At 41.2% G+C, this 23614-nt stretch carries 22 protein-coding genes; 17 read left to right on the forward strand and 5 right to left on the reverse strand.

From position 1 onward, the window contains the following. Positions 1-332 precede the first annotated feature (332 nt). Complete coding sequence (gene codB / locus VXS03_RS06365) at positions 333-1574, forward strand: cytosine permease (RefSeq protein ID WP_327762662.1); 1242 nt, start codon at positions 333-335, stop codon at positions 1572-1574. 9 nt (positions 1575-1583) lie between these two features. Further along, complete coding sequence (locus VXS03_RS06370; protein WP_327762664.1) at positions 1584-2861, forward strand: cytosine deaminase; 1278 nt, start codon at positions 1584-1586, stop codon at positions 2859-2861. A gap of 101 nt (positions 2862-2962) precedes the next feature. Here VXS03_RS06370 and VXS03_RS06375 read toward each other — a convergent pair whose 3' ends face one another. From VXS03_RS06375 to rne, 4 genes are all read right to left on the reverse strand, one after another. Next, positions 2963-3397 carry a phosphate-starvation-inducible protein PsiE gene (locus VXS03_RS06375; protein WP_080157875.1) on the reverse strand — a complete coding sequence of 145 codons (435 nt, stop codon included), beginning with the start codon at positions 3395-3397 and terminating at the stop codon, positions 2963-2965. A gap of 158 nt (positions 3398-3555) precedes the next feature. Then, entirely contained in the window at positions 3556-4161 is a 606-nt protein-coding gene (gene cobO, locus VXS03_RS06380; protein ID WP_327762667.1) for a cob(I)yrinic acid a,c-diamide adenosyltransferase, read from the reverse strand. A gap of 122 nt (positions 4162-4283) precedes the next feature. Then, complete coding sequence (locus VXS03_RS06385; protein ID WP_327762669.1) at positions 4284-5840, reverse strand: SulP family inorganic anion transporter; 1557 nt, start codon at positions 5838-5840, stop codon at positions 4284-4286. Between the two features lie 245 nt (positions 5841-6085). After that, positions 6086-9364 (reverse strand): ribonuclease E, encoded by a 3279-nt coding sequence (gene rne / locus VXS03_RS06390; RefSeq protein WP_327762671.1) that lies wholly within the window; start codon positions 9362-9364, stop codon positions 6086-6088. A gap of 437 nt (positions 9365-9801) precedes the next feature. Between rne and rluC the strand changes: the two genes are divergently transcribed. Further along, positions 9802-10746 carry a 23S rRNA pseudouridine(955/2504/2580) synthase RluC gene (gene rluC / locus VXS03_RS06395; RefSeq protein WP_327762672.1) on the forward strand — a complete coding sequence of 315 codons (945 nt, stop codon included), beginning with the start codon at positions 9802-9804 and terminating at the stop codon, positions 10744-10746. 137 nt (positions 10747-10883) lie between these two features. Here the strand turns inward: rluC and VXS03_RS06400 are convergent, their stop codons facing one another. Then, positions 10884-11465 (reverse strand): Maf family protein, encoded by a 582-nt coding sequence (locus tag VXS03_RS06400; protein ID WP_327762673.1) that lies wholly within the window; start codon positions 11463-11465, stop codon positions 10884-10886. Between the two features lie 391 nt (positions 11466-11856). Here VXS03_RS06400 and yceD point away from each other — a divergent pair, with 391 nt between their 5' ends. The 14 genes from yceD to yhfZ all read left to right on the forward strand — a co-directional run bounded on the left by yceD (position 11857) and on the right by yhfZ (position 23614). Next, a complete protein-coding gene (gene yceD / locus VXS03_RS06405; protein ID WP_327762674.1) occupies positions 11857-12375 on the forward strand; it encodes a 23S rRNA accumulation protein YceD in 519 nt (172 codons plus the stop codon). Between the two features lie 20 nt (positions 12376-12395). Then, positions 12396-12566: a 50S ribosomal protein L32 gene (rpmF, locus tag VXS03_RS06410; protein WP_006231206.1), complete on the forward strand. Its 171-nt coding sequence runs from the start codon at positions 12396-12398 to the stop codon at positions 12564-12566. Between the two features lie 9 nt (positions 12567-12575). After that, positions 12576-13601, forward strand: a complete 1026-nt coding sequence (gene plsX, locus VXS03_RS06415; protein WP_162494756.1) for a phosphate acyltransferase PlsX — start codon at positions 12576-12578, stop codon at positions 13599-13601. A 5-nt stretch (positions 13602-13606) separates the two neighbouring features. After that, entirely contained in the window at positions 13607-14563 is a 957-nt protein-coding gene (locus tag VXS03_RS06420) for a beta-ketoacyl-ACP synthase III (RefSeq protein WP_327762676.1), read from the forward strand. Between the two features lie 136 nt (positions 14564-14699). Further along, complete coding sequence (fabD, locus tag VXS03_RS06425; protein ID WP_327762677.1) at positions 14700-15629, forward strand: ACP S-malonyltransferase; 930 nt, start codon at positions 14700-14702, stop codon at positions 15627-15629. Positions 15630-15652: 23 nt separating this feature from the next. Next, on the forward strand, positions 15653-16387 hold the full coding sequence (gene fabG, locus VXS03_RS06430) for a 3-oxoacyl-ACP reductase FabG (protein WP_080157865.1): 735 nt from the start codon (positions 15653-15655) through the stop codon (positions 16385-16387). A gap of 158 nt (positions 16388-16545) precedes the next feature. Beyond that, the gene (gene acpP, locus VXS03_RS06435) at positions 16546-16779 is read left to right on the forward strand and encodes an acyl carrier protein (RefSeq protein ID WP_027697107.1); all 234 of its coding nucleotides are present in this window, start codon (positions 16546-16548) and stop codon (positions 16777-16779) included. A gap of 88 nt (positions 16780-16867) precedes the next feature. Then, positions 16868-18106, forward strand: coding sequence for a beta-ketoacyl-ACP synthase II (gene fabF, locus VXS03_RS06440; RefSeq protein WP_327762681.1), 1239 nt, complete (start codon positions 16868-16870; stop codon positions 18104-18106). A gap of 105 nt (positions 18107-18211) precedes the next feature. After that, positions 18212-19021 (forward strand): aminodeoxychorismate lyase, encoded by an 810-nt coding sequence (pabC, locus tag VXS03_RS06445; RefSeq protein WP_327762682.1) that lies wholly within the window; start codon positions 18212-18214, stop codon positions 19019-19021. Continuing rightward, entirely contained in the window at positions 19015-20031 is a 1017-nt protein-coding gene (gene mltG / locus VXS03_RS06450) for an endolytic transglycosylase MltG (protein ID WP_327762683.1), read from the forward strand. Before pabC ends, mltG begins: the two co-directional genes overlap by 7 nt. Further along, positions 20028-20657, forward strand: coding sequence for a dTMP kinase (gene tmk / locus VXS03_RS06455; RefSeq protein ID WP_327762684.1), 630 nt, complete (start codon positions 20028-20030; stop codon positions 20655-20657). Before mltG ends, tmk begins: the two co-directional genes overlap by 4 nt. Before the next feature lie 2 nt (positions 20658-20659). Next, on the forward strand, positions 20660-21622 hold the full coding sequence (gene holB, locus VXS03_RS06460) for a DNA polymerase III subunit delta' (protein WP_327762686.1): 963 nt from the start codon (positions 20660-20662) through the stop codon (positions 21620-21622). Positions 21623-21683: 61 nt separating this feature from the next. Beyond that, positions 21684-22460, forward strand: coding sequence for a TatD family hydrolase (locus tag VXS03_RS06465; protein WP_327762688.1), 777 nt, complete (start codon positions 21684-21686; stop codon positions 22458-22460). Positions 22461-22717: 257 nt separating this feature from the next. After that, positions 22718-23614 (forward strand): GntR family transcriptional regulator YhfZ, encoded by an 897-nt coding sequence (yhfZ, locus tag VXS03_RS06470; protein ID WP_327762690.1) that lies wholly within the window; start codon positions 22718-22720, stop codon positions 23612-23614.

Below are 23614 nucleotides of genomic sequence, written 5' to 3' on the forward strand. Positions count from 1 at the left end.
CATTTATTATCCATAATAAAAAGGCACGGTGAGTGCCTTTTTTTTATACAAAATAATTAAATATATTTTAATAAGTGTTTTGTTTGATATGTGTGTTTAGATTGATGATTGATATCATATTATTGCTCTAATTTGTTTCAAAATGTTATTTTAATTTTTAATATTTAATTTTATCTTGTTGTTATTTATCAATAATTTTAGTTAAAGTTAAATATTAACGTTTGCTTGAGTTATATATCGTTGACTATCTTGTTTTTATAATCATAATACGCGCCGTTTATCCATGGCATCGAGCTTAATTTTAATGTTTGTATTAGATTGTGGTGGTAAGAATGGCAACTGATAATAATTATAGTCTTGGGCCGGTTCCAATGACGGCGAGAAAAGGCGTGATATCGTTAACCATGGTAATGCTTGGCTTAACGTTCTTTTCTGCCAGTATGTGGACAGGGGGGGCTTTAGGTATTGGGCTTTCTTTTGATGACTTCTTTCTTGCTGTCGTTATTGGCAACCTTATCCTCGGTATTTACACTTCATTTCTTGGTTATATTGGTGCTGCAACGGGCCTTTCGACACATCTTCTTGCACGATTCTCTTTTGGTATAAAAGGCTCTTGGTTACCTTCGGCATTATTGGGTGGCACTCAAGTCGGTTGGTTTGGTGTGGGGGTGGCAATGTTTGCGATTCCTGTCCATAAAGCGACTGGCATTGATACCAATATTTTGATTGTGGTCTCAGGATTACTGATGACGGTGACAGTCTATTTTGGCATGTCAGCGTTAATGATTTTATCGGCAGTTGCCGTTCCTGCCATTGCTTTATTGGGTGGATATTCTGTTATTGATGCCGTTGTTAGTATGGGAGGCGTAAGCGCAATTAAAGCATTAGAACCTGAAGTCAGTATCGATTTTTCTGTTGCAGTCGCAATGGTTGTTGGTTCTTTTGTCAGTGCGGGAACGTTAACGGCTGACTTTGTTCGTTTTGGTAAAAAACCAACCAGTGCTGTGTTAGTGACCATGGTGGCTTTCTTTATCGGTAATTCATTGATGTTTATTTTTGGTGCTGCAGGTGCTGCGGCAACAGGTGAGTCCGATATCTCTGAAGTGATGATTGCACAAGGATTATTGCTTCCTGCGATTATTGTGTTGGGGTTAAACATTTGGACCACGAACGATAATGCTTTGTATGCTTCTGGTTTGGGCTTTTCAAATATTACAGCATTCCCAAGTAAATACATTTCAATGGTTAATGGTGTTATTGGTACATTATGTGCGCTATGGCTATACAATAATTTTGTAGGTTGGTTAACCTTTCTTTCATTGGCCATTCCACCTATTGGCGGCGTGATTATTGCTGATTTTGTGGCGAACCGAGATCGTTATAAAGATTTCGCGACGGCTGAATTTAAAACGGTCAATTGGGCTGGCATTATTGCCGTTGCCATTGGTGTGGCAAGTGGGCATTTTTTACCGGGTGTGGTACCTGTTAATGCTGTTCTCGGCGGTGCATTAAGCTATTTAATTATTAATCCTCTTCTGACTAAAAAGCGTGCGGCTGACATTCAACCTGCGTAAGGACATATCATGACAACTTTATTAATTAAAAATGCCACGCTACAAGGTGAGGCGACGTTAAAGCAAATTCTGATTGAGAATGGCCAATTTAAACGAATCGAAGACAATAATCTTGATTTAGGTTATCAAGGTGAAATACTTGATGCTGAAGGTGGACTTGCTGTAGCCCCTTTTTGTGAACCTCATATTCATTTAGATACGACCCAAACAGCAGGCGAACCAAGCTGGAATATTTCAGGCACTCTATTTGAAGGTATTGAGCGTTGGGCTGAACGTAAACAGACGTTATCGATTGAAGATGTGAAATCTCGCGCGAAACAAACACTGAAATGGCAAATAGCTAATGGTGTACAACATGTTAGAACGCATGTTGATGTATCTGACCCAACTTTAATTGCGCTAAAAGCAATGGTTGAAGTGCGTGAAGAAATGAAGCAATGGGTTGATATTCAGATTGTGGCTTTTCCACAAGAAGGGATTTTATCATACCCAAATGGTAAGCAATTATTAGAACAAGCAGTGCAATTAGGTGCTGATGTTATTGGTGCAATTCCTCACTTTGAATTTACCCGTGAATATGGTGTTGAGTCATTGCATTATGTGTTTGAATTGGCACGTAAGTATGATTGTTTGATTGATGTTCATTGCGATGAAATTGATGATGAACAATCTCGTTTCGTTGAGACTGTTGCAGCATTAGCCCATAAATATGAGATGGGTGAAAAGGTGACAGCGAGTCATACTACTGCAATGGGATCTTATAATGGAGCATATGCGTCTCGATTGTTCCGCTTATTGAAAATGTCTGGCATTAATTTTGTTGCCAACCCTCTAGTAAATATTCATCTTCAAGGACGTTTTGATGATTACCCTAAACGTCGTGGTGTCACGCGTGTAAAAGAAATGCTGAATGCTAATATCAATGTTTGTTTTGGCCATGATGACGTGTTTGATCCTTGGTATCCGTTAGGGACAGCGAATATGTTGCAAGTGCTGCATATGGGGCTGCATGTGTGCCAAGTTATGGGGTATGAGCAAATTAATCAGTCATTGGATTTGATTAGCAAAAACTCAGCACGCACACTGAATATTCAACATCACTATGGTATTGAACTCGGCAAACCGGGTAGCTTACTGATTTTACCTGCGGAAAATGGATTTGATGCTGTTCGTCGTCAAGTACCTGTGCGCTATTCGATTCGTCAGGGTAAGGTGATTGCAACAACGCAACCTGCTATTACTCAGATTCATTTAAATGCAATAGAATCGGTATCATTTAAACGTTAGTTCTTGCAGTAATAACCAGGAATGATAAAAGGGCGAATGATACCATTCGCCCTTTTTTGATCTTTATTATTTTGCTTTAAGTCGATTATTTACAGTCACTATTAATCGTCAGATTGTTTCTTACCTGGCTCTTCCGGTTCTTCGTAAGGCCAATAGTGATGACCAATTCGAATTAAAACAGTCGCTGCGGCAAGAATAAATGCTGCCAGTGATAACCAAATAATAAATGTACCATCAAGCTCTTTCATACCAAGAGTGATATAACGCGCAATGGCCATTATGGCGATATACAGTGGATATCGTACTGGAATCTTACCGTGAGCTACAAATTGCTGCACCATGGCGAGGATTTCAAGATAGATAAACATTAATAATATGTCGGTTAATTGAATATTACGGTTAACAAACACATGGATAAATTCATTCACCATTGCAACAACGGTTGCTAGGGTGATAGCGATTAATAATATAGCTTCTAAAATATGAAAGACTTTTAGAAACGGTTTACTAAATGAGCGGGGTAAATGAGACGGCATATTTTCTCCAGCTATAACGCTGTTTATAATTTTAATAGGCATTGCTGTATTATAAAATGTAACGCTTATTCTAATAGTAAAATATCATCCACTTTAAAAGAGTGTTACTTTATTGTTCGAGTTGAGCTATTTTTAAGCGTATTAAGGCTTGGTTATTTTTACCAATCAACGCCTTTACGGGCTTTTATTCCTTGCTCAAAAGCATGTTTAACATTACGTACTTCAGAAACCGTGTCGGCAATATCAATCAAACGACGATGGGCCGCACGTCCCGTAATAATTACGGTTTGGTGTGATGGTCTGGCGTTGATTGCGTTAATGATTTCATCTAAATCAATATAGTCGTAAGTCACCATGTAAGTGAGTTCATCTAATAATACGACATCTAATGTATTATCCGCTAACATTGCTTTACAGTCAGACCATGTCGCTTGAGCTGCAAGGGTATCTGCCGCTTTATTTTGGGTTTCCCATGTAAAGCCTGTCGCCATAACAGAAAACACCACGCCGTGTTGTTGTAGCAAGTTACGCTCACCACAATCCCAGGTGCCTTTGATAAATTGACCAACACCACATTGCTGATCATGACCAACGGCGCGCGCAATCATGCCAAAACCAGAGGTTGATTTTCCTTTACCGTTGCCCGTAATAACTAGCACTAAGCCTCGTTCTTGTTGGGCTGCATTAATTTTATTATCAACCTGTTGTTTTAAACGTTGTTGACGAGCTTGGTGACGTTCATCCTTGGTGGTTGAATCAACCATAATTTCCTCTTTGATAATATTGCTGTATTTAGCATAAATACAATCATAACGTATTGGTGATTATAAACGAAAGCCCGTGCAGTCATAGGACAACACGGGCTTTATTTTGATATCTAAAGTGATTAACCTAGCACATCTGTTGCAACTTTGTAGGTTGGATCTTCAAGCATATCGACTTCCACTAGGTTACCTGCTTTTTGTAGTAATCGACGACATTCAGGGCTTAGATGGCGTATATGAAGATTTTTGTTACGGTTTGCATAACGTTCAGCAAGGGTATCAATCGCTTCAATTGCGGAGTGATCGGCCACACGAGAATGGGCAAAATCAATGATCACCGTTTGCGGATCGTTGGGCGCATCAAAGAGTTCAAGGAAATGAGAAACCGAACCGAAAAACAGTGGGCCATTAACTTGATAAACTTTAGCACCGTTATCATCAATGTGTGAGCTTGCATAAATTTGCTTAGCATGGTTCCACGCAAAGACTAGTGCTGAGTAAATAACACCAACGAACACAGCTACAGCTAGATCCGCAGCCACCGTTACGCAAGTTACCAGAATAATGGTAAAGAAGTCATGTTTTGGCACTTTACGCATCATACGTAAGCTTGCCCATTCAAAGGTACCAATAACCACCATAAACATCACACCAACCAGTGCTGCAAGTGGAATCATTTCAATGAATGCTGATCCAAATAAAATAAATACTAGTAAGCCAATGGCTGCAGTAATACCGGATAAACGGCCACGACCACCGGAGTTAATGTTGATCATTGACTGACCAATCATTGCACAACCACCCATTGCACCAAAAACAGAACAGGTGATGTTTGCCATACCTTGACCGACACATTCACGGTTACCATGACCACGGGTATTGGTCATTTCATCAATAACTGTCAGCGTTAGTAATGACTCGATTAAGCCTACCGCAGCTAGAATTAAAGAATAAGGCAGAATGATTTTAAGGGTTGCTAGATTGAAACCAACATCGGGTAGGGCAAAAGTGGGTAGTGAGCCTGCCAATGTTGCATTAGCGTCACCACTCATTGTACGTACGAAATCGACGACTGTACGTGAATCTAGACCTAATATATGCACCAGTGCTGTTACGGTTAAAATGGCAACTAACGAAGAAGGGACCGCTTTGGTGAGTTTAGGTAAAAAGTAGATGATAGCCATGGTTAACAATACTAAGCCCAGCATAATGTAAAGCTGAGTACCTTGCATCCATTCTAAGCCACCTGTTGTAGAAGGAACTTTAAACTGACCAAGTTGTGCTAAGAAGATAACTATCGCAAGACCGTTTACGAAACCAATCATAACGGGGTGCGGTACCATACGAATAAATTTACCGAGGCGGAATACACCTGCCAGTATTTGAAATACTCCCGCTAACATTACTGCGGCAAACAGGTATTGAATACCATGCTGAGCAACAAGGCTAACCATGACAACAGCCATTGCACCTGTTGCACCAGAGATCATGCCAGGACGACCACCAAAGATTGCAGTAATTAGACCAACAATAAATGCAGCATACAGACCAACCATAGGATCGACACCTGCGACAAAAGCAAAAGCAACCGCTTCTGGTACAAGGGCAAGTGCGACAGTTAATCCAGAAAGGATATCATTTTTGACTGATTGTTGTGAGACTTGAGGAAATTCAGGCATATATTAGGCGTTCTTCTCTTCGCTAAAATGAATGGATAAGTTAAATAGATTGAGTAACAGAATGTTACCGAAAGATTTACAACGCTTCAACTTACGGCGTCAAATGATGTAAAGATATGCTTTTTAACTGTGCTAATGAAGTCAAACTCACTGATTGTTAAAAAAGCTGGTTATTTTTGACTCAAAAGCGGAATAATAAAAAAGCCATGCAGATGCATGGCTTTTTATTGGCAGGTTACATTGACTTAGTCAAAAGATGGCTTAGTCATGGGTGCTGCTGCTGTGTTGGTTGCTGTTTGGCTACCCGCAGAGCGTGTCGTTGCAAGCTGACGTAATGGTGCTGCTTCAACGTGAACTTTTGCTACTGTTTCTACAGGCGCTGGCGCTTTAGTCATCGCTGCTACCGCATGGAAACCACGTGGTGACGTTGCTGTAACTGCTACTGTCTCAGTAACAATTTTCGTCATTGGCGCAGATGCTGTTTTAACAACTGGTGCTTCAACAACAGGTGTTTCAACAACAGGCGCTTCAACAACAGGCGTTTCAACAACAGGCGTTTCAACAACAGGCGTTTCAACTACAGGCGCTTCAACAACAGGTGTTTCAACAACAGGCGTTTCAACAATAGGTGCTTCAACAACAGGCGCTTCAATAACTGACGCTGCACGTAATGGGAATGCTTTACCCATTGCCAGTTCAGGCATAGCAACACCACCTAGAGCGGGTTTTGACTCTACTTCAGGTAATGCTTTCGCGATTTCTGAGTCATTAACAACAATAATATCATCGTTGGTTTCAGCAACAGCTTCAGTCACAACAGGCGCTTCAATTGTTGGCTTAATGCGAGACCATACTTTACCCATTGCCATTTCCGGTGTTGCTACACCTGAAGTTTGGCGTGGTGCCTTAGGTTTCTCAACAATAGAAACAACATTTACCATATCGCTGATAGTGTCTGTTGCTTCAACAACGGCGTGCTCAACAGCATCAGCAACGTTGTAACAGCTTGGATCTTCATGCTGTTCGTAATCTTGTTTTTCAACACGAGTATCACGAATACGACGACGGCGTTGGCCGCTAGCGCGCAGGTGGCGTGGAGAACGACGATTACGACGTTGATTGTTGTCTTGCTCATTTGTTTCTGATTGCTCATCAACAATAGCGTTATCTTTTGTCGATGTTGTTTGTGCTTCTTTAGCAATCGTTGTACCCATTTCCATTAATGGTGATGGCGTCGCGATGGCTGCAGTTTCAACAATCAGTTGCTCTTCAACAACAGGTGCTGCTTTGTCAGTAATACGAATTTTCTTCTGTAGCTGACGACGTTGACGACGCTGTTTTACCTTAACAACATTTTTGTCTTCGGTTTCAACTTGATCTTCAACGACAACGTTTTGAGTTGCTTTTGCTTTAACTTCGTTTGCTTGTTGGCGTTGTTGCTTCTGCGCTTGAATCTCTTCTTTACGAGACTGGCGTTGCTGCTCTTTCGCTTCTTCAGAACGAGGTTGACGCTGTTGCTTCGCTGGACGTTCTTGAGGCTGACGGTTTTTGTCCGTACGCTCATTGCGACGACGAGATTGACGCTGCTCGTTGTTGCGATCTTGCTGTTCAGCTTTGTTGTCTTGATCACTCTCTTGGTTGCCATTACGGCGAGTGTTGTCGCGGTTACCTTGACGGTCATTACGACGATTATCATTACGACGGTTATTGTTGTTGCGACGATTATTATTCGCTTGTTCTTTTACTGGTGCTTCTACTTCTTGTTTAACTGCGGCTGTCTGCTCAGTACCGTTGTTAAAGAATGAAGAAATTGCAGCAAAAATACGGCTAAAGATGCTAGGCGCTTGAGCAATAATCGTTTGTGGTTTAATCGTTGGTTGTGCTTCAGGAGCACTTGCCACAGGTGCAGGTTGTTTTGGTGCAGCAAAACCATGTAGAACAGGTTCTTCACGTTTTCTTGTACTGCGCTCTTGTTGAGGAGCCTCAGTCGCTTCTGCTTCTTTCAGAGCATCAATCGCATTAGGAAGATGGTATGAAAGTGTATCTTGCTCTTCGCCTTCACGAATACGTAACACTTCAAAGTGTGGCGTTTCCATGTTTGCGTTTGGCACGATAACAACATGCACATTATGGTATTTCTCAATGTGCTGTACCGCAGGACGCTTTTCGTTTAATAGGTAAGAGGCAACGGGCACAGGTACAATTGCAAGTACTTGTGAGCTGTTATCTTTTAATGCTTCTTCTTCAATTAAACGCAAGATAGAAAGTGATAGTGACTCATTATCACGCACAACACCTGTACCAGTACAACGTGGACAAACGTGGTGGCTTGCTTCAGCTAAAGATGGGCTTAAACGTTGGCGTGACATTTCTAGCAAACCAAAGCGAGAGATACGGCCAATTTGTACGCGTGCACGGTCAACACGAACAGCTTCACGTAAACGGTTTTCTACTTCACGTTGATGACGAACGGGTGTCATATCAATGAAGTCGATAACCACAAGACCACCAAGATCGCGTAGGCGTAATTGACGAGCAATTTCATCAGCGGCTTCTAGGTTAGTTTGTAATGCTGTTTCTTCGATATCGCCGCCTTTTGTTGCTCGAGCGGAGTTGATATCAATTGATGTTAGTGCTTCTGTTGGGTCAATAACAACTGAGCCACCTGAAGGTAAACGAACTTCACGCTGGAACGCAGAGTCAATTTGGCTTTCAATTTGGTAGTGGCTAAATAGTGGAACTTCACCTTCATAACGCTTAATACGCGATAAGAAATCAGGGCGAATTAATTTAATATGATCACGCGCTCGTTCAAAAATCTGTGGGCTATCGATAAGAATTTCACCGATATCACGACGAAGATAATCACGAATAGCACGAGCAATGACATTACTTTCTTGGTGAATCAAGAATGGAGCAGCTTGAGACTCAGCGGCTTCTTTCACTGCATTCCAGTGATTAAGAAGAACATTTAAATCCCACTCAAGCTCTTCACCTGATTTACCTACACCAGCAGTACGTACAATTAGACCCATACCGTGAGGCAGTTCTAAAGTGCTTAATGCGGCTTTAAGTTGTGTACGCTCTTCACCTTCGATACGACGAGAAATACCGCCAGCTCGAGGGTTATTAGGCATTAATACTAAGTAGCTACCCGCTAGTGAGATAAAGGTTGTAAGTGCAGCACCTTTGTTGCCACGCTCTTCTTTATCAACTTGAACGATAACTTCTTGGCCTTCTTTCAAGACTTCCTTAATGTTAGGACGACCTTGGTAAGAATAGTTTGACGGGAAGTAATCTTTAGCGACTTCTTTTAAAGGGAGGAAGCCATGGCGTTCTGCACCGTAATCAACGAACGCAGCTTCCAGGCTTGGTTCGATACGTGTGATGCGGCCTTTGTAGATATTTGCTTTTTTAGATTCGTGACCTGGGCTTTCGATATCAAGATCAAATAGCTTTTGGCCATCAACTAATGCGACGCGCAACTCTTCCTTCTGAGTTGCGTTAATCAACATTCTTTTCATTATATTGTACTCATTATTGTCGTTGTATTAGCGCCGCTAATTACATCAATTTTTTGATGGTGCCTGACTCCAAGTCTGATGTACGGGTGCAACCTCACGGTTGGAATGCAGGAGTGCTCTATGGCCACACGTATTAGCCAACTGTGTAGAGATGGTTAGATCTGAAACACACAGCTGGTATCACCACATCGAGGTGTGGTTGTATCTGTTACATCAAAAAAATCTGTAATCTGACGCGCTAAAAAAAACTCCGGTAACCATAACGTCTTACGCCACGTGCTGCGTTTATCACCTGAGTTGTATATAAAATAGCCGAAATGGTGAGAGTGTGCTCACCTTGTCAGTAAAATAAGCAAAAAAACTTATTCTAGAATGCAATCATAGCAGGCTCACTTTTTTGCGGCAATCTGCTTTATTTGCATGGTACAATCAAACTTATGACAGAAGATAAACCTAAAGTGCAATTCATCGATATTACTGATGATTTTGCTGGCCAACGGATCGATAACTTTCTCCGTGCTAGGCTTAAAAATGTACCAAAAAGTATGATTTACCGTATTTTGCGTAAAGGCGAGGTGCGAGTAAACAAAAAACGTATTAAACCTGAATATAAATTGCAGGATGGTGATCTCGTACGCGTCCCACCGGTTTTTGTTCCAGAAAAAGATGAACAAGCACCGATCAGTACCAAATTGAATAAAGTGGCTGAACTTGAATCATGCATTATCTATGAAGATGATCATGTATTGATTTTGAATAAGCCATCAGGCACTGCTGTTCATGGCGGCAGTGGCTTAAAGTTTGGCGCGATTGAAGCGTTACGTGCATTACGACCTGATGCTCGATACCTTGAGTTAGTACACCGTATTGACCGAGATACCTCTGGCATTTTGTTGGTAGCGAAGAAACGCTCAGCGTTACGTAAGCTACAAGAGCAATTTAGAGAAAAAACGGTTCAGAAATATTATTTTGCCTTAGTGATGGGGGAATGGAAGGCAAACTGTAAGAGAGTAAATGCACCGTTATTGAAAAATGAAGTTAACAGCATTGTACGTGTTAACCCACAAGGTAAAGCTTCAGATACTCGTTTTAAAGTATTAGAGCGTTTTTCTCAAGCGACACTGGTACAAGCAAGTCCTGTTACAGGGCGTACTCACCAAATTCGTGTACATTGCCAATATGAAGGCCATCCTATTGCTTGGGATGATCGTTATGGTGATCCACGTTTTGATGCTTACACTAAAAAAGCAGGCTTAGGACGATTGTTCTTGCATGCGGCGAACATTAAATTTACCCATCCACATACAGATGAGTTAATGGATATTAGTGCGCCAATGGAACCTGTGTTAGAACGCTGTTTAGCCAAGCTTCGTACATTTTAATGATGTTAAACAAAATAAGGCGAGCACTGTGCTCGCCTTTTTTATGATTTTTTATCTTTGTAATACCGAGTCAATTAATCAAGCTCATTAAATTAGAACTGGCACTTATTGTAATGGGCATAATACCGATTGCTGGTTTATAAAACGGCCAAATGTTCATTGGCAAGCATTTCTCGTAAAGCTATCAGCGGTAATCCAACCAATGTATTGGGATCCCGTCCTTCTAGTCGATCAAATAAGGCAATGCCTAACCCTTCACTTTTAAAACTACCAGCACAATAAAGTGGTTGTTCTTGAGCAACATAATGTGCAATTTCATTATCGGTTAATGTTCTAAAGTGAACATGGAATGGTTCGCAAATAACTTGTGACGATTGTGTACGTGAATTATATAAGCATAAGCCAGTATAGAAGGTGATGACTTTACCACTGGCAGCACGTAGTTGAGCACAAGCATTTGCTTCAGTATGAGGCTTTCCTAAAATTTCCCCATCAATGACACACACTTGGTCTGAACCTATAATAAGGTGACTGGGGTAAGATTCTGCGCAAGCGATAGCTTTTGCTTGTGCTAATCGCATCACTAAAGCTGTAGCTGACTCATTGTCTAGCATGGCTTCATTTACATTTGGATTTGCTGTTGTAAAAGGAAGCTGTAGTTTTTCAAGCAAGCTTTTACGAAATGGTGAAGTGGATGCAAGAACAAGTGACTGGTTCATAAGTTATTTTAGTTATCGAAATCAAGTGATGTCATGAGTGTACTCATCGCTGAGATTCAAAGCCAGTAAGCTTTATTTATTGATTGTTTTGATTTCAGTGCAGACAGACGATGTTATCGTTACAGCACAATGCTATTATAAGGCGCAATTATTGATTTAAATTTTACTAAAGCCAGTATTGGCTAGCATTTAAACAATGATTGAGTGATCTTTCGTCATTTTATCAGCAATCGTCAAGTGATTGAGTGATGAAGAAATAAAAACTTTTTAATGAGGAAGGGGAATGAATGTTGAATGAATTTTCATGGCAGCACGAGAATTGTTCAAAAGCTGTTAATTCCGGCACATTTCCTTTGACTCAACCAGACTATAAGGCTAATATTCGCGCCCTATGCAAAAGGTAAAATTGCCGATAAAGGTAGATCCAGTACGCACTGCACAGAAAAGACTCGACTATGATGGCATCATCAAAGCTGATCTTCTGTCTCGTTTAGCTGGCTCAACCCAGAGCGTAATAAGTGATGCAAACGTCAACTTGTCTTTTGACCTTGACCAACGTCGTATTCCTTTCATGCGCGGAAACGCAAGTGTAGATGTGATGTTGACCTGTCAGAGATGTCAGGAAGAATTTCCACACACAATTAGTGTTGAATTCTGTTATAGTCCGGTTCGTGATGAAGAGGCTATTGATAAGTTACCGGAAGCCTATGAGCCGACAATTGTCGATGAAAATGGCGAGATTAATCTAATTGAAATCATCGAAGATGAATTGATGTTAGAATTACCACAAGTTGCAAGACATGATGATGACGATTGTAAGATCGGCACACATAACTTGTCTTTTGGTGAGATCCCCGTTGCTGATGAGCGTCCGAATCCGTTTGCAGTATTGAAAAATCTTAAAAGTTAAATTTAACAGGAGTAGGGTTAATGGCCGTACAAAAGAGCAAAAAATCACGTGCAGCACGTGGTATGCGTCGTTCACATGATGCGCTAACTACAGCAGCAGTATCTGTAGATTCAGCATCTGGTGAAACTCACCTACGTCACCACGTGACAGCTGACGGTTTCTACCGTGGCCGTAAGGTTATCAACAAGTAAGGTTGAACCTTGATGGGTCTTACCGTTGCACTTGATGCAATGGGCGGGGATTTCGGTCCTCAAGTAACAGTGCCTGCCGCCGTGCAGGCACTGTTGCATTCGCCTGAGCTCAAACTCATTCTATTTGGTGATATAAGTGCTATCACTACCCAGCTAACTCTTCTTAATAAGCTCAATCATCCTCGATTGTCTATCGTTCATTGCGATAACGTTATAGCTAATGAAACACGCCCATCACAAGCATTACGCCATAGTAAAGGCTCTTCGATGCGGATGGCATTAGATGCTGTTGCCGCTGGCGATGCAGATGCCTGTGTGAGTGCTGGCAACACCGGTGCATTAATGGCTTTATCCCGTTATGTGCTTAAACAGCTTCCTGGTGTTGAACGTCCCGCTTTAATTTCAGAAATTCCTAATCGTCACGCTAACCATACTTGGTTATTAGATCTCGGTGCCAATGTTTCCTGCGATGCAGATACTTTGTTCCAATTTGCCGTTATGGGATCTGTCGTTGCTGAACAAACATTAGGTTCACCGCCTCGCGTGGCATTACTTAATATTGGCGAAGAAGCCATTAAAGGGAATGATCTGGTTAAACGCTGTGCTGAAATGTTGAGTCAATCTTCCGATATTAATTACATTGGCTATATTGAAGGTCATCAATTGTATTCCGATAAAGCGGATGTAATTGTGTGTGATGGCTTTGTCGGGAATGTGAGTTTAAAAACCAGTGAAGGGGTAGCAAACCTATTCATTGATTGTATTAAGCGTAATATTGGTCGTAATCCATTTAAGCGATTGATTGCTAAATGGCTATTTCGTGAACTGTTTGATAGCTTACAGCAATTGAACCCCGACCAGTATAATGGCGCAAGTCTGTTAGGATTACGCGGTATTGTCGTTAAAAGCCATGGAAGTGCCGACACCACAGCTTTGGAGAATGCCATAAGCCAAGCGGTTTATGAGATTAAACGCCAAATACCGATGAAAATCAGTGACCGTCTAGAAGAGGTCTTATTAGAGAGGCATTATTAGTCTTCATGTATAGCAAAATTTTAGGAACTGGCAGCTATTTGCCAGAACAAATTCGCACTAATGCGGATTTAGAAAAAACGATAGACACCAGCGATGAATGGATCGTTGCTCGTACTGGTATTCGTGAGCGTCGTATTGCATCGACTGACGAAACAGTGGCAGTGATGGGCTACCATGCTTCTTTAAACGCGATTGAAATGGCAGGCATTGATAAAGAAGACATCGATCTTATTATTGTTGCGACATCTAGTGCGAGTCACTCATTTCCATCAGCGGCTTGCCAAGTCCAAGGCATGTTAGATATTAAAGGCTGTCCTGCTTTTGATTTATCTGCGGCATGTACTGGCTTTGTTTACGCGTTAAGCGTTGCTGATCAGCATATTAAAACAGGCATGGCGAAAAATGTATTAGTGATTGGATCTGATGCACTTTCTCACCACTGTGATCCAGAAGATCGTTCAACTATTATCTTGTTTGGTGATGCAGCTGGTGCGGTTGTTCTTGGCGCAAGTGAAGAGCAAGGTATCATTTCAACGCATTTATATGCTGATGGTCATTTTGGTGGTTTGCTAAGCCTTGCTGTACCAGAACATGATAAAGACTTTGATGCAAATACTTGGCTTTACATGGCAGGTAACGAAGTATTTAAAGTTGCTGTAACGCAACTGTCTAATTTGGTTAAAAATACGCTTATTGCTAATAATATGGATAAATCCGAACTTGATTGGTTAGTACCGCATCAAGCGAATATGCGTATTATTTCAGCAACAGCGAAAAAATTATCAATGTCGATGGATCAAGTGGTAGTTACACTGGATCGACATGGTAATACTTCGGCGGCAACGGTACCGACAGCATTAGATGAAGCGGTACGTGATGGCCGTATTCAACGTGGTCAAACGTTATTACTAGAAGCGTTTGGTGGCGGTTTTACTTGGGGCTCTGCACTAGTGAAATTTTAAACTAAATCAAGAATCGATTTAGTTGTACGCGTTAAAAGAATTTTGCGATAAGGCAGAAGGTTGAATATAGTTAACGCTGTCTTATTAGCCTATTAATTTACTGAACGATCAGTATATAAAGAATAAGGATTCTCAAATGTCTAAGTTCGCGATTGTTTTCCCTGGACAGGGTTCTCAAACTGTTGGCATGCTTGCTGATTTAGCAGAGCAATTTGATGTGGTTAAGCAGACGTTTGCTGAAGCCTCTGATGCGTTAGGTTACGATCTATGGGCATTAGTTCAAGATGGTCCTGTTGAAGATCTTAACCAAACTCAGCGTACACAGCCTGCGTTATTAACCGCGTCTGTGGCAATTTGGCGTGTATGGCAGCAACAAGGTGGTGAGCAACCTGTTGTTTTAGCTGGCCATAGCCTAGGTGAATATTCTGCACTTGTTTGTGCGGGTGTGATTGATTTTCAAGCAGCCGTTAAATTAGTTGAGCTACGCGGTAAACTAATGCAAGAAGCTGTACCTGCTGGTGTGGGCGCTATGTCTGCAATTATCGGTCTAGATAACGACGCTATTGCCGCTGCTTGTGCGCAAGCTGCAGAAGAGCAAGTCTGTTCTCCAGTTAACTTTAACTCGCCAGGCCAAGTGGTTATTGCGGGTAACAAAGAAGCAGTAGAACGTGCCAATGTATTGTGTAAAGAAGCCGGTGCTAAGCGTGCATTACCATTGCCAGTTTCTGTTCCTTCACACTGTGCGTTAATGAAACCAGCTGCTGACAAATTAGCTATCGCATTGGAAGGTATCGCATTTAGTGCCCCTACAATTCCAGTGATTAACAATGCTGATGTGGCGACTGAGACTGATCCTGTTGCGATTAAACTGGCACTTGTTAAGCAACTATATAATCCAGTACGTTGGACAGAGTCTGTTGAACGTATGGCGTCTGAAGGCGTTGAGGAATTGCTAGAAATGGGACCGGGTAAAGTATTAACCGGTCTGACTAAACGTATTGATCGTGCACTTGGCGGCGCAGCAGTAAATGATGTTGCATCATTAACCGCTGCACTAGCGAAGTAATTAAGCTTAAAAGAGGATTTACAATGAGTCTGGAAGGTAAAATTGCACTAGTAACAGGTGCGAGTCGTGGTATTGGCCGTGCTATTGCTGAAATCTTAGTTGAGCGTGGCGCGACAGTGATCGGTACAGCAACGTCTGAGAGCGGTGCTGATGCGATTAGTGCGTATCTTGGCGATCACGGTAAAGGTTTTGCGTTAAACGTAACCTCACCAGAGTCAATTGAAGTAACATTAAAGCAAATTAAAGAACAATATGGCGATATTGACATTTTAGTGAATAATGCCGGTATTACTCGTGATAATCTGCTCATGCGTATGAAAGATGACGAATGGCAAGATATCATGGATACCAACCTAACGTCGGTTTTCCGTCTGTCTAAAGCCGTGCTACGTGCTATGATGAAAAAACGTAATGGCCGTATCATTAGCATTGGTTCTGTTGTTGGCACTATGGGCAACGCAGGTCAGACAAACTACGCAGCTGCTAAAGCAGGTTTGCTAGGTTTTACTAAATCGATGGCACGCGAAGTTGCTTCTCGTGGAATCACCGTTAACGCAGTTGCACCCGGTTTTATTGAAACCGACATGACAAAAGCGTTAAATGATGATCAACGCGCAGCAACGTTAGCAAATGTTCCTGCTGGTCGTTTAGGCGATCCGCGCGAAATAGCAGCGGCTGTTGCTTTTTTAGCCTCTGATGAAGCTGCTTATATAACAGGCGAAACATTGCACGTTAACGGCGGCATGTATATGATTTAAGCAAATTTGTTGTAATACTTCATGATTCAAGTCAAATTGAACTATTTTTCTGGTTAAATCGTGGTTTGACCAGCATTATGAGTGTTGCAACTTTTGCTGTAATGAATAAACTACAACAAATCGCATTAGCGAATTCTTGTTAAAGGAAATATATTAGTATGAGCAACATCGAAGAACGCGTAAGAAAAATCATCGTTGAGCAACTAGGCGTAGACGAAGCAGAAGTTAAAAACGAAGCATCTTTCGTTGACGATCTAGGTGCTGATTCTCTAGATACAGTTGAACTAGTAATGGCTCTTGAAGAAGAATTCGATACAGAAATCCCTGACGAAGAAGCTGAAAAAATTACTACTGTTCAAGCTGCAATCGACTACGTAAACAGCGCACAGTAATATAAAAATGAATATTCACAGGCGGTCTTTATGACCGCCTGTTTTTTTTCACTTCCTGTTTTATCCTCAATTCCCGGAGAAATTAATCGTGTCTAAGCGTCGTGTAGTTGTAACTGGCATGGGTATGCTTACCCCGGTTGGTAATTCTGTTGAATCTTCTTGGAAAGCTTTACAATCTGGCACTAGTGGTATCAGTACCATTCAACATTTTGATGCAAGCGCATTTGCTACTCAATTTGCCGGAATGATCAAAGACTTCAATTGTGAAGATTACATGTCTAAGAAAGATGCACGCAAAATGGATTTATTTATCCAGTATGGCGTTGCAGCTGGCGTACAAGCATTCAAAGATTCTGGTATTGAAGTTACTGAAGAAAACGCACCGCGTATTGGTGTCGCTATTGGTTCTGGTATTGGTGGTCTAGGTTTAATTGAAGCTGGCCATCAAACATTGATCGACAAAGGACCACGTAAAATCAGTCCGTTCTTTGTACCATCAACAATTGTTAATATGATCGCTGGCCACATGTCTATCATGTACGGTCTACGTGGTCCAAATATCGCGATTTCTACTGCGTGTACGACAGGCCTTCATAACATTGGCCATGCTGCACGTATGATTGCATACGGCGATGCTGACGCAATGCTAGCGGGTGGTGCAGAAAAAGCATCAACGGAGCTAGGCATGGGCGGCTTTGCTGCTGCAAAAGCATTATCAACGCGTAACGATGATCCTCAAGCGGCTTCTCGTCCATGGGACAAAGACCGCGATGGTTTCGTATTAGGCGATGGTGCTGGTGTGATCGTGCTTGAAGAGTACGAACATGCTAAAGCACGTGGCGCGAAAATTTATGCAGAGCTTGTTGGCTTTGGCATGAGCGGTGATGCTTACCACATGACTTCACCAAGTTCAGATGGTTCTGGTGGTGCATTAGCTATGGAAGCATGTATTCGCGATGCGGGTATTAATGCTGATAAGATTGGCTACATTAACGCACACGGCACATCAACGCCTGCGGGTGATATCACTGAAACATTGGGCATCAAGCGCGCGCTAGGTGCTGCTGCTGACAATGTGATGGTTTCATCAACTAAGTCGATGACAGGTCACTTATTAGGTGCTGCTGGCTCGGTTGAATCAATCATTACTATTCTAAGTTTGATTGATCAAGTAGTACCACCAACAATTAACTTGGATAACCCAGGTGAAGGTTGTGATCTTGATTATGTTCCCGGTGAAGCTCGTCAAGCTAACCTAGAATACGCGCTATGTAACTCATTCGGTTTTGGCGGCACTAACGGTTCGTTATTGTTCAAGAAAATTTAATTCACTTATTTGCGTGTTGAGCAATAAGTGCCATAACCTGATATGATTAAATAGCCTGATATTTCGATATCAGGCTATTTTTTTATCTGTACAAAGGAATGATCAATGGCCTCTGTGAATGGTTGTGAACAGCAGCAACTCGCTATTACCGATAGAGCAACACAATATGGTGATGGTTGCTTTACAACAATGTTGGTTGAGCAGCAGCAGGTTCAATTGTGGTCATTACATTTAGCACGTTTAAAAGTAAGCCTAGAGAGACTGGCGATTGCTGCGCCTAATTGGCAACAGGTATATAATGATGTAGCAGCGCTGGCATTAAAATACCCACATCAAGGTGGAATCAAAATTTTAATTAGCCGTGGCAGCGGTGGCCGAGGATACAACCCTATCGGCTGCAATGATACTCAAGTGATCATCACCCATTTTGAATGGCCACGGCATTATCAACACTGGCAACAGCAAGGCATTATATTAGGAGTATGTCAGTTACGAATGGGTAATAGCCCCATGCTCGCAGGAATGAAGCACCTAAATCGGCTTGAGCAAGTATTATTAAAACAAGAAATTGAAAAAGCAGGTTGGGTTGATGCCATTGCATTAGACTGCGATAGTCGCGTTATTGAAACAACGGTAGCGAATCTATTTTGGCGTAAAGGCAATACTGTATATACTCCAGCGCTACAGCGTGCCGGTGTCGCCGGGGTTATGCGTCAACACGTATTTGATATGCTTAATGAATTAAATTACGACTATCAAGTGGGTGACTTTGACCTTGCAGCAGTACTTGCCGCTGATGAAGTTTTTATTACTAATGCATTGATGACGTTAGTACCTATAAATCAAATACAAACAACACAATATAGTGAACGTACAATGTTCAAAATACTATGGAAGAGGTTACATTCGTGCTAAAGAAGTTGATTATTGTGATTTTTATATTGCTATTATTAATAGCAAGCGCGGCTGGTTGGGGATATTTTCAAGTAAAATCAACGCTTGATAAACCAGTACTGACGGAACAACAAACATTTATTACCGTTAAAGCGGGAACTTCTTTCCGCGGACTATTAACACAATTAAGTAATGACAAGCTGATAACGATATCACCATGGTTACGCTGGGTTGGATATTTAGAACCTGTACTAACAGACATTAAAGCGGGTACGTATGCTATCAAACCGCAAGTGTCTTTGTATTCCGTCTTAACCATGATCACAGAAGGTAAAGAATACCAATATGCGATCACGCTGGTGGATGGTGAACGTTTTAGTGAATGGCGTGAGTTGTTACAAGCGGATCCTCATTTATCTCATACCACCGATGATATGACTCAAGCACAAATTAGCACTGCGGTTGGTATAGATAATGATAAAATTGAAGGGTATTTTTTGCCAAATACATATCACTTTACTGCGGGCACGAGTGATATCAGTATTTTAAAACGCGCTCATAATGCAATGATGAAAGAGCTTGATCTTGCATGGCAGCAACGCGCGTCAGATTTACCCTTAAAAACGCCATACCAAGCATTGATCATGGCATCCATTATTGAAAAAGAAACAGCTGTAGCCAGTGAGCGTGGTTTAGTGGCGTCTGTCTTTATGAATCGTTTACGGGCCAACATGCCATTACAAACCGATCCAACGGTTATTTATGGTATGGGCGACAAGTATCATGGCAACATTACGAAAAAAGACCTACGGACACCAACGGCTTACAACACCTACACCATGCGTGGCTTACCGCCAACGCCGATAGCAATGCCAAGTAAGGCTTCTATTATGGCTGCGGTTGATCCTGATAATAGTGACTTTTATTATTTTGTCGCTGATGGTAAAGGGGGTCACAAGTTTTCAACTACGTTAGTCGAGCACAACCGCGCGGTTCGTGCCTACCTTAAAATATTAAGAACACAGAAATGATCGGTAAATTTATTGTCATCGAAGGCCTTGAAGGGGCTGGTAAAAGTACAGCCATTGCACAAGTGATAGCAACATTAGCGCAGCATGGTATTACAAATCCACAATCAACGCGTGAACCTGGTGGTACACCGTTGGCAGAGCAAATGCGCGCGTTAGTTAAACAAGGCCACCCAGATGAGCCTTTAACCGATATGGCTGAGTTATTACTGTTGTACGCAGCGCGTATTCAATTGGTTGATAATGTGATTAAACCAGCCCTAGAAGAAGGGCGTTGGGTAGTCGGTGATCGTCACGATATGTCATCACAGGCTTATCAAGGTGGTGGTCGTGGCTTTGATCAAGCATTGATGGAAAACCTGCGTGATACTGTTTTAGGCGATTTTCGTCCTGATCTGACTATCTATATGGATATTGATCCCGTATTAGGCTTGCAGCGTGCACGTGGCCGTGGAGAGCTTGATCGTATTGAACAAATGGATATCAGTTTCTTTGAACGTGCTCGTGAGCGCTTTTTAGCATTATGTCACAATCAGCCCAATGTGATTATTATAGATGCGAGCCAAACTTTAGAACAGGTTACAGCCGATTTAACCCAAGCATTACAGTCTTGGTTGGAGCAACAATAATAATGATTTATCCATGGCAACAAACTTTGTGGCACAACTGGCAGCAGTTGCTTGAGCAACGACGTTTACACCATGCTATTTTGTTATTAGCGGCAAAGGGCAGCGGGCGTGGTGTATTAACTCGACAATTATCTAAAACCGTACTTTGTCAAAACTCACAAACTGAGCCTTGTGGTGTTTGTCATAGCTGCCAATTATTTGATGCTGAAAATCATCCTGACTTTCATGTAATTAAGCCTGAACAAGAAGGTAAGCAAATTGGTGTTGATGCGGTTCGTCAGTGTAATCGCTGGGCTGTTGAGACCTCACATTTAAATGGACAGCGGGTTATTTTAATTGAAGATGCGGATGCACTGGGTGAAGCGGGTGCGAACGCGATATTAAAAACATTAGAAGAACCGCCAGCTGGATGCCAATTTATTTTGACGGCACAAAGTTTAGATCGGCTATTACCGACAGTGGTGAGTCGTTGCAATAAGTGGCGTTTAAATCCACCTGAAGAAGATAATGTTAAACGTTGGGTTGAAAGTCGCTTACAACAATCTATCTTTTTAGAAAGTGTTCGGCTTAACAATGGTGCGCCATTAGCAACGTTAGCCTTCATTGAAAGTGGATTAGATATTCGTTATGGCCATTTAGTTAAAGCGTTTACTGAATTTGTACAACCACCACATATTGGCATTTATGATGTGGCAGCAATGTGTACCGCTGATGGTATTGTGACATTACAATTGCTCAGTTACTTTCTGGTGGATTGTTTAAAATGGCAACAAGGGGTGACGAAATACCTTGTTCATCAAGAATCGTTACCTGCAGTTGAAGCCGTCGCAGCGACAATATCAACGGCATTATTATTAGAGCAAGTGCGGAATATTAACAACTTACATCGTCAATTAGCTAAACATACAGGGCTAAATATTGAGTTGTTAGTGGTTGAGTGGTTAAGCGGATTTATTGATAAGTAACTTTTATCATTTAGCATCACCGTTATGAATGAAGCATAAGAAATAAACAAGAGGAAAGCCTGTGTTAGTCGATTCACATTGTCATCTTGATAAACTTGACTATGACAAATTACATACAGGGATTGATGATGTATTAAATAAGGCCAAGGAACGTGGCGTTGAATATTTTCTATCAGTAGGGGTGACATTAGCGGCTTTTCCTAAAATGATGGAAATGATCGCACCTTACGATAACGTGTTTGCATCCTGTGGTATTCACCCCTTAGATGTAGAATCAGGGTATGATTCTGAGCAATTTAAAGCCTATGCGCGCCATGAAAAAGTGGTTGCGATTGGTGAAACAGGGCTTGATTATCACTACCAGCCTGAGACCGCAGAACTGCAGCAAAAGCTATTCCGTGAACAAGCACGTGTAGCGGTTGAATTGAATAAGCCGCTAATTATTCATACTCGTATGGCACGTGAAGATACTATGCGTATTTTACGTGAAGAAGGCGCAGAAAAGTGTGGTGGTGTATTACATTGTTTTACTGAAGATTTGGATATGGCATTAGCTGCGATTGAGTTAGGCTTTTATATCTCAATCTCTGGCATTGTGACGTTCAATACTGCGAGCGACTTAAAGAATGTGGTAAGTAAGTTACCGTTAGATCGGTTATTAGTTGAAACCGATTCACCTTTCTTAGCGCCAATTCCATACCGTGGTAAGCAAAACCAACCGGCTTACACATGCGAAGTCGCACAATATATTGCGCTATTAAAAGGCGTATCGGTTGAAGAAGTGGAACAAGCCACTACTAAAAACTTCTTTACGTTGTTTTCATTAGCAAAACAGTAAGACACAGTTTTGATCTGACATTAAAGAGAGGCTTCGGCTTCTCTTTTTTTTAGTTTAAATATCTATATGTATGATTAAGTATAAATATATGGGTAAAAATAAAGCTAGATGTTGAGTTACATAGCTCCCTATATTTTTAATAATGTTAATTGTATATAAAAAATAAATATGAAGACGTTCACAAGTATGAGAACTGTTTATTTTTTATATTTTAAATAAGAGTATTTTAAAGCTTCAAAATATTGAAGATAAAAATTATGAGTGAACAATATATTAATAAAGAAGGTACTGCTGTAATTAATGTTGCTCGGTACCTGATGACTACATACGTAAATGAACGATTAAAAACGATTGATTTTTTATCTGAAGAATTTTGTGTTTCGGTTGGTTTTATTCAAAAAGCATTAACAACATTGGAATCTACGGGAGCGGTTAAATTACGTAAACAAGGTCGAAATGGAACGTTTATCGAGTATTTGAATTATAAGCTACTTGTTAAGTATGCAGGTTTTGGTCATGTGGTGTGTGCAATGCCTTTACCTTATACAAAGCATTATGAAGGAATTGCGAGTGGGCTAAAACAGCAGCTGGGACAGTTACCGTTATATTTTTCTCATATGCGAGGGGCTAATTCGAGGGCCGAATGTTTACAAAAGGGAACTTATGATATCGCAATCATGTCAAAATTAGCTGCAATGACATTGGGCTCAGATATGAAAGTTGTCATGGAATTAGGCCGTCAATCTTATTCTTTTGAGCATCGATTGATTTATCGAAGTGGTGAATTTGACAGTATTCGAAAAGTGGGTGTAGATCCATCTTCACCTGATCAAAAAATATTAACAGAAAAAGTCTTTTCTCATCATGATATTGAAATAGTTGAAATTAATTACAACAACTGCCTTATGTATTTGAAATCAGGTCAAATTGATGCGGTTATTTGGCTGCCTGAAGTATTTGATATGAAAGAAAATGGACTCAGTGAGTATTCATTAGATCATTTTCCTGAATGCCATCTAGCATCAGAAGCGGTGATGGTCGTCAATAAAACATCGCCACATATTACTGTCTTATTAGATCGAATGCTGGATAACACTCAGCTATTAAGGCATCAACAACAAGTCATTATTGGTGAAATAACACCAAGTTATTAA

Source organism: Photobacterium sp. S4TG1, from assembly GCF_036040035.1.
Classification (GTDB): Bacteria; Pseudomonadota; Gammaproteobacteria; order Enterobacterales; family Vibrionaceae; genus Photobacterium.

Excerpts from the sequence above, each read along its gene's own strand:
- holB (WP_327762686.1), top strand. The coding sequence starts at position 20,660 with ATGATTTATCCATGGCAACAAACTTTGTGGCACAACTGGCAGCAGTTG.
- VXS03_RS06370 (WP_327762664.1), top strand. The coding sequence starts at position 1,584 with ATGACAACTTTATTAATTAAAAATGCCACGCTACAAGGTGAGGCGACG.
- codB (WP_327762662.1), top strand. The coding sequence starts at position 333 with ATGGCAACTGATAATAATTATAGTCTTGGGCCGGTTCCAATGACGGCG.
- VXS03_RS06420 (WP_327762676.1), top strand. The coding sequence starts at position 13,607 with ATGTATAGCAAAATTTTAGGAACTGGCAGCTATTTGCCAGAACAAATT.
- VXS03_RS06400 (WP_327762673.1), bottom strand. The coding sequence starts at position 11,465 with ATGAACCAGTCACTTGTTCTTGCATCCACTTCACCATTTCGTAAAAGC.
- tmk (WP_327762684.1), top strand. The coding sequence starts at position 20,028 with ATGATCGGTAAATTTATTGTCATCGAAGGCCTTGAAGGGGCTGGTAAA.
- yceD (WP_327762674.1), top strand. The coding sequence starts at position 11,857 with ATGCAAAAGGTAAAATTGCCGATAAAGGTAGATCCAGTACGCACTGCA.
- rne (WP_327762671.1), bottom strand. The coding sequence starts at position 9,364 with ATGAAAAGAATGTTGATTAACGCAACTCAGAAGGAAGAGTTGCGCGTC.
- rluC (WP_327762672.1), top strand. The coding sequence starts at position 9,802 with ATGACAGAAGATAAACCTAAAGTGCAATTCATCGATATTACTGATGAT.
- pabC (WP_327762682.1), top strand. The coding sequence starts at position 18,212 with ATGGCCTCTGTGAATGGTTGTGAACAGCAGCAACTCGCTATTACCGAT.
- cobO (WP_327762667.1), bottom strand. The coding sequence starts at position 4,161 with ATGGTTGATTCAACCACCAAGGATGAACGTCACCAAGCTCGTCAACAA.
- fabD (WP_327762677.1), top strand. The coding sequence starts at position 14,700 with ATGTCTAAGTTCGCGATTGTTTTCCCTGGACAGGGTTCTCAAACTGTT.
- fabG (WP_080157865.1), top strand. The coding sequence starts at position 15,653 with ATGAGTCTGGAAGGTAAAATTGCACTAGTAACAGGTGCGAGTCGTGGT.
- yhfZ (WP_327762690.1), top strand. The coding sequence starts at position 22,718 with ATGAGTGAACAATATATTAATAAAGAAGGTACTGCTGTAATTAATGTT.
- VXS03_RS06375 (WP_080157875.1), bottom strand. The coding sequence starts at position 3,397 with ATGCCGTCTCATTTACCCCGCTCATTTAGTAAACCGTTTCTAAAAGTC.
- rpmF (WP_006231206.1), top strand. The coding sequence starts at position 12,396 with ATGGCCGTACAAAAGAGCAAAAAATCACGTGCAGCACGTGGTATGCGT.
- acpP (WP_027697107.1), top strand. The coding sequence starts at position 16,546 with ATGAGCAACATCGAAGAACGCGTAAGAAAAATCATCGTTGAGCAACTA.
- VXS03_RS06385 (WP_327762669.1), bottom strand. The coding sequence starts at position 5,840 with ATGCCTGAATTTCCTCAAGTCTCACAACAATCAGTCAAAAATGATATC.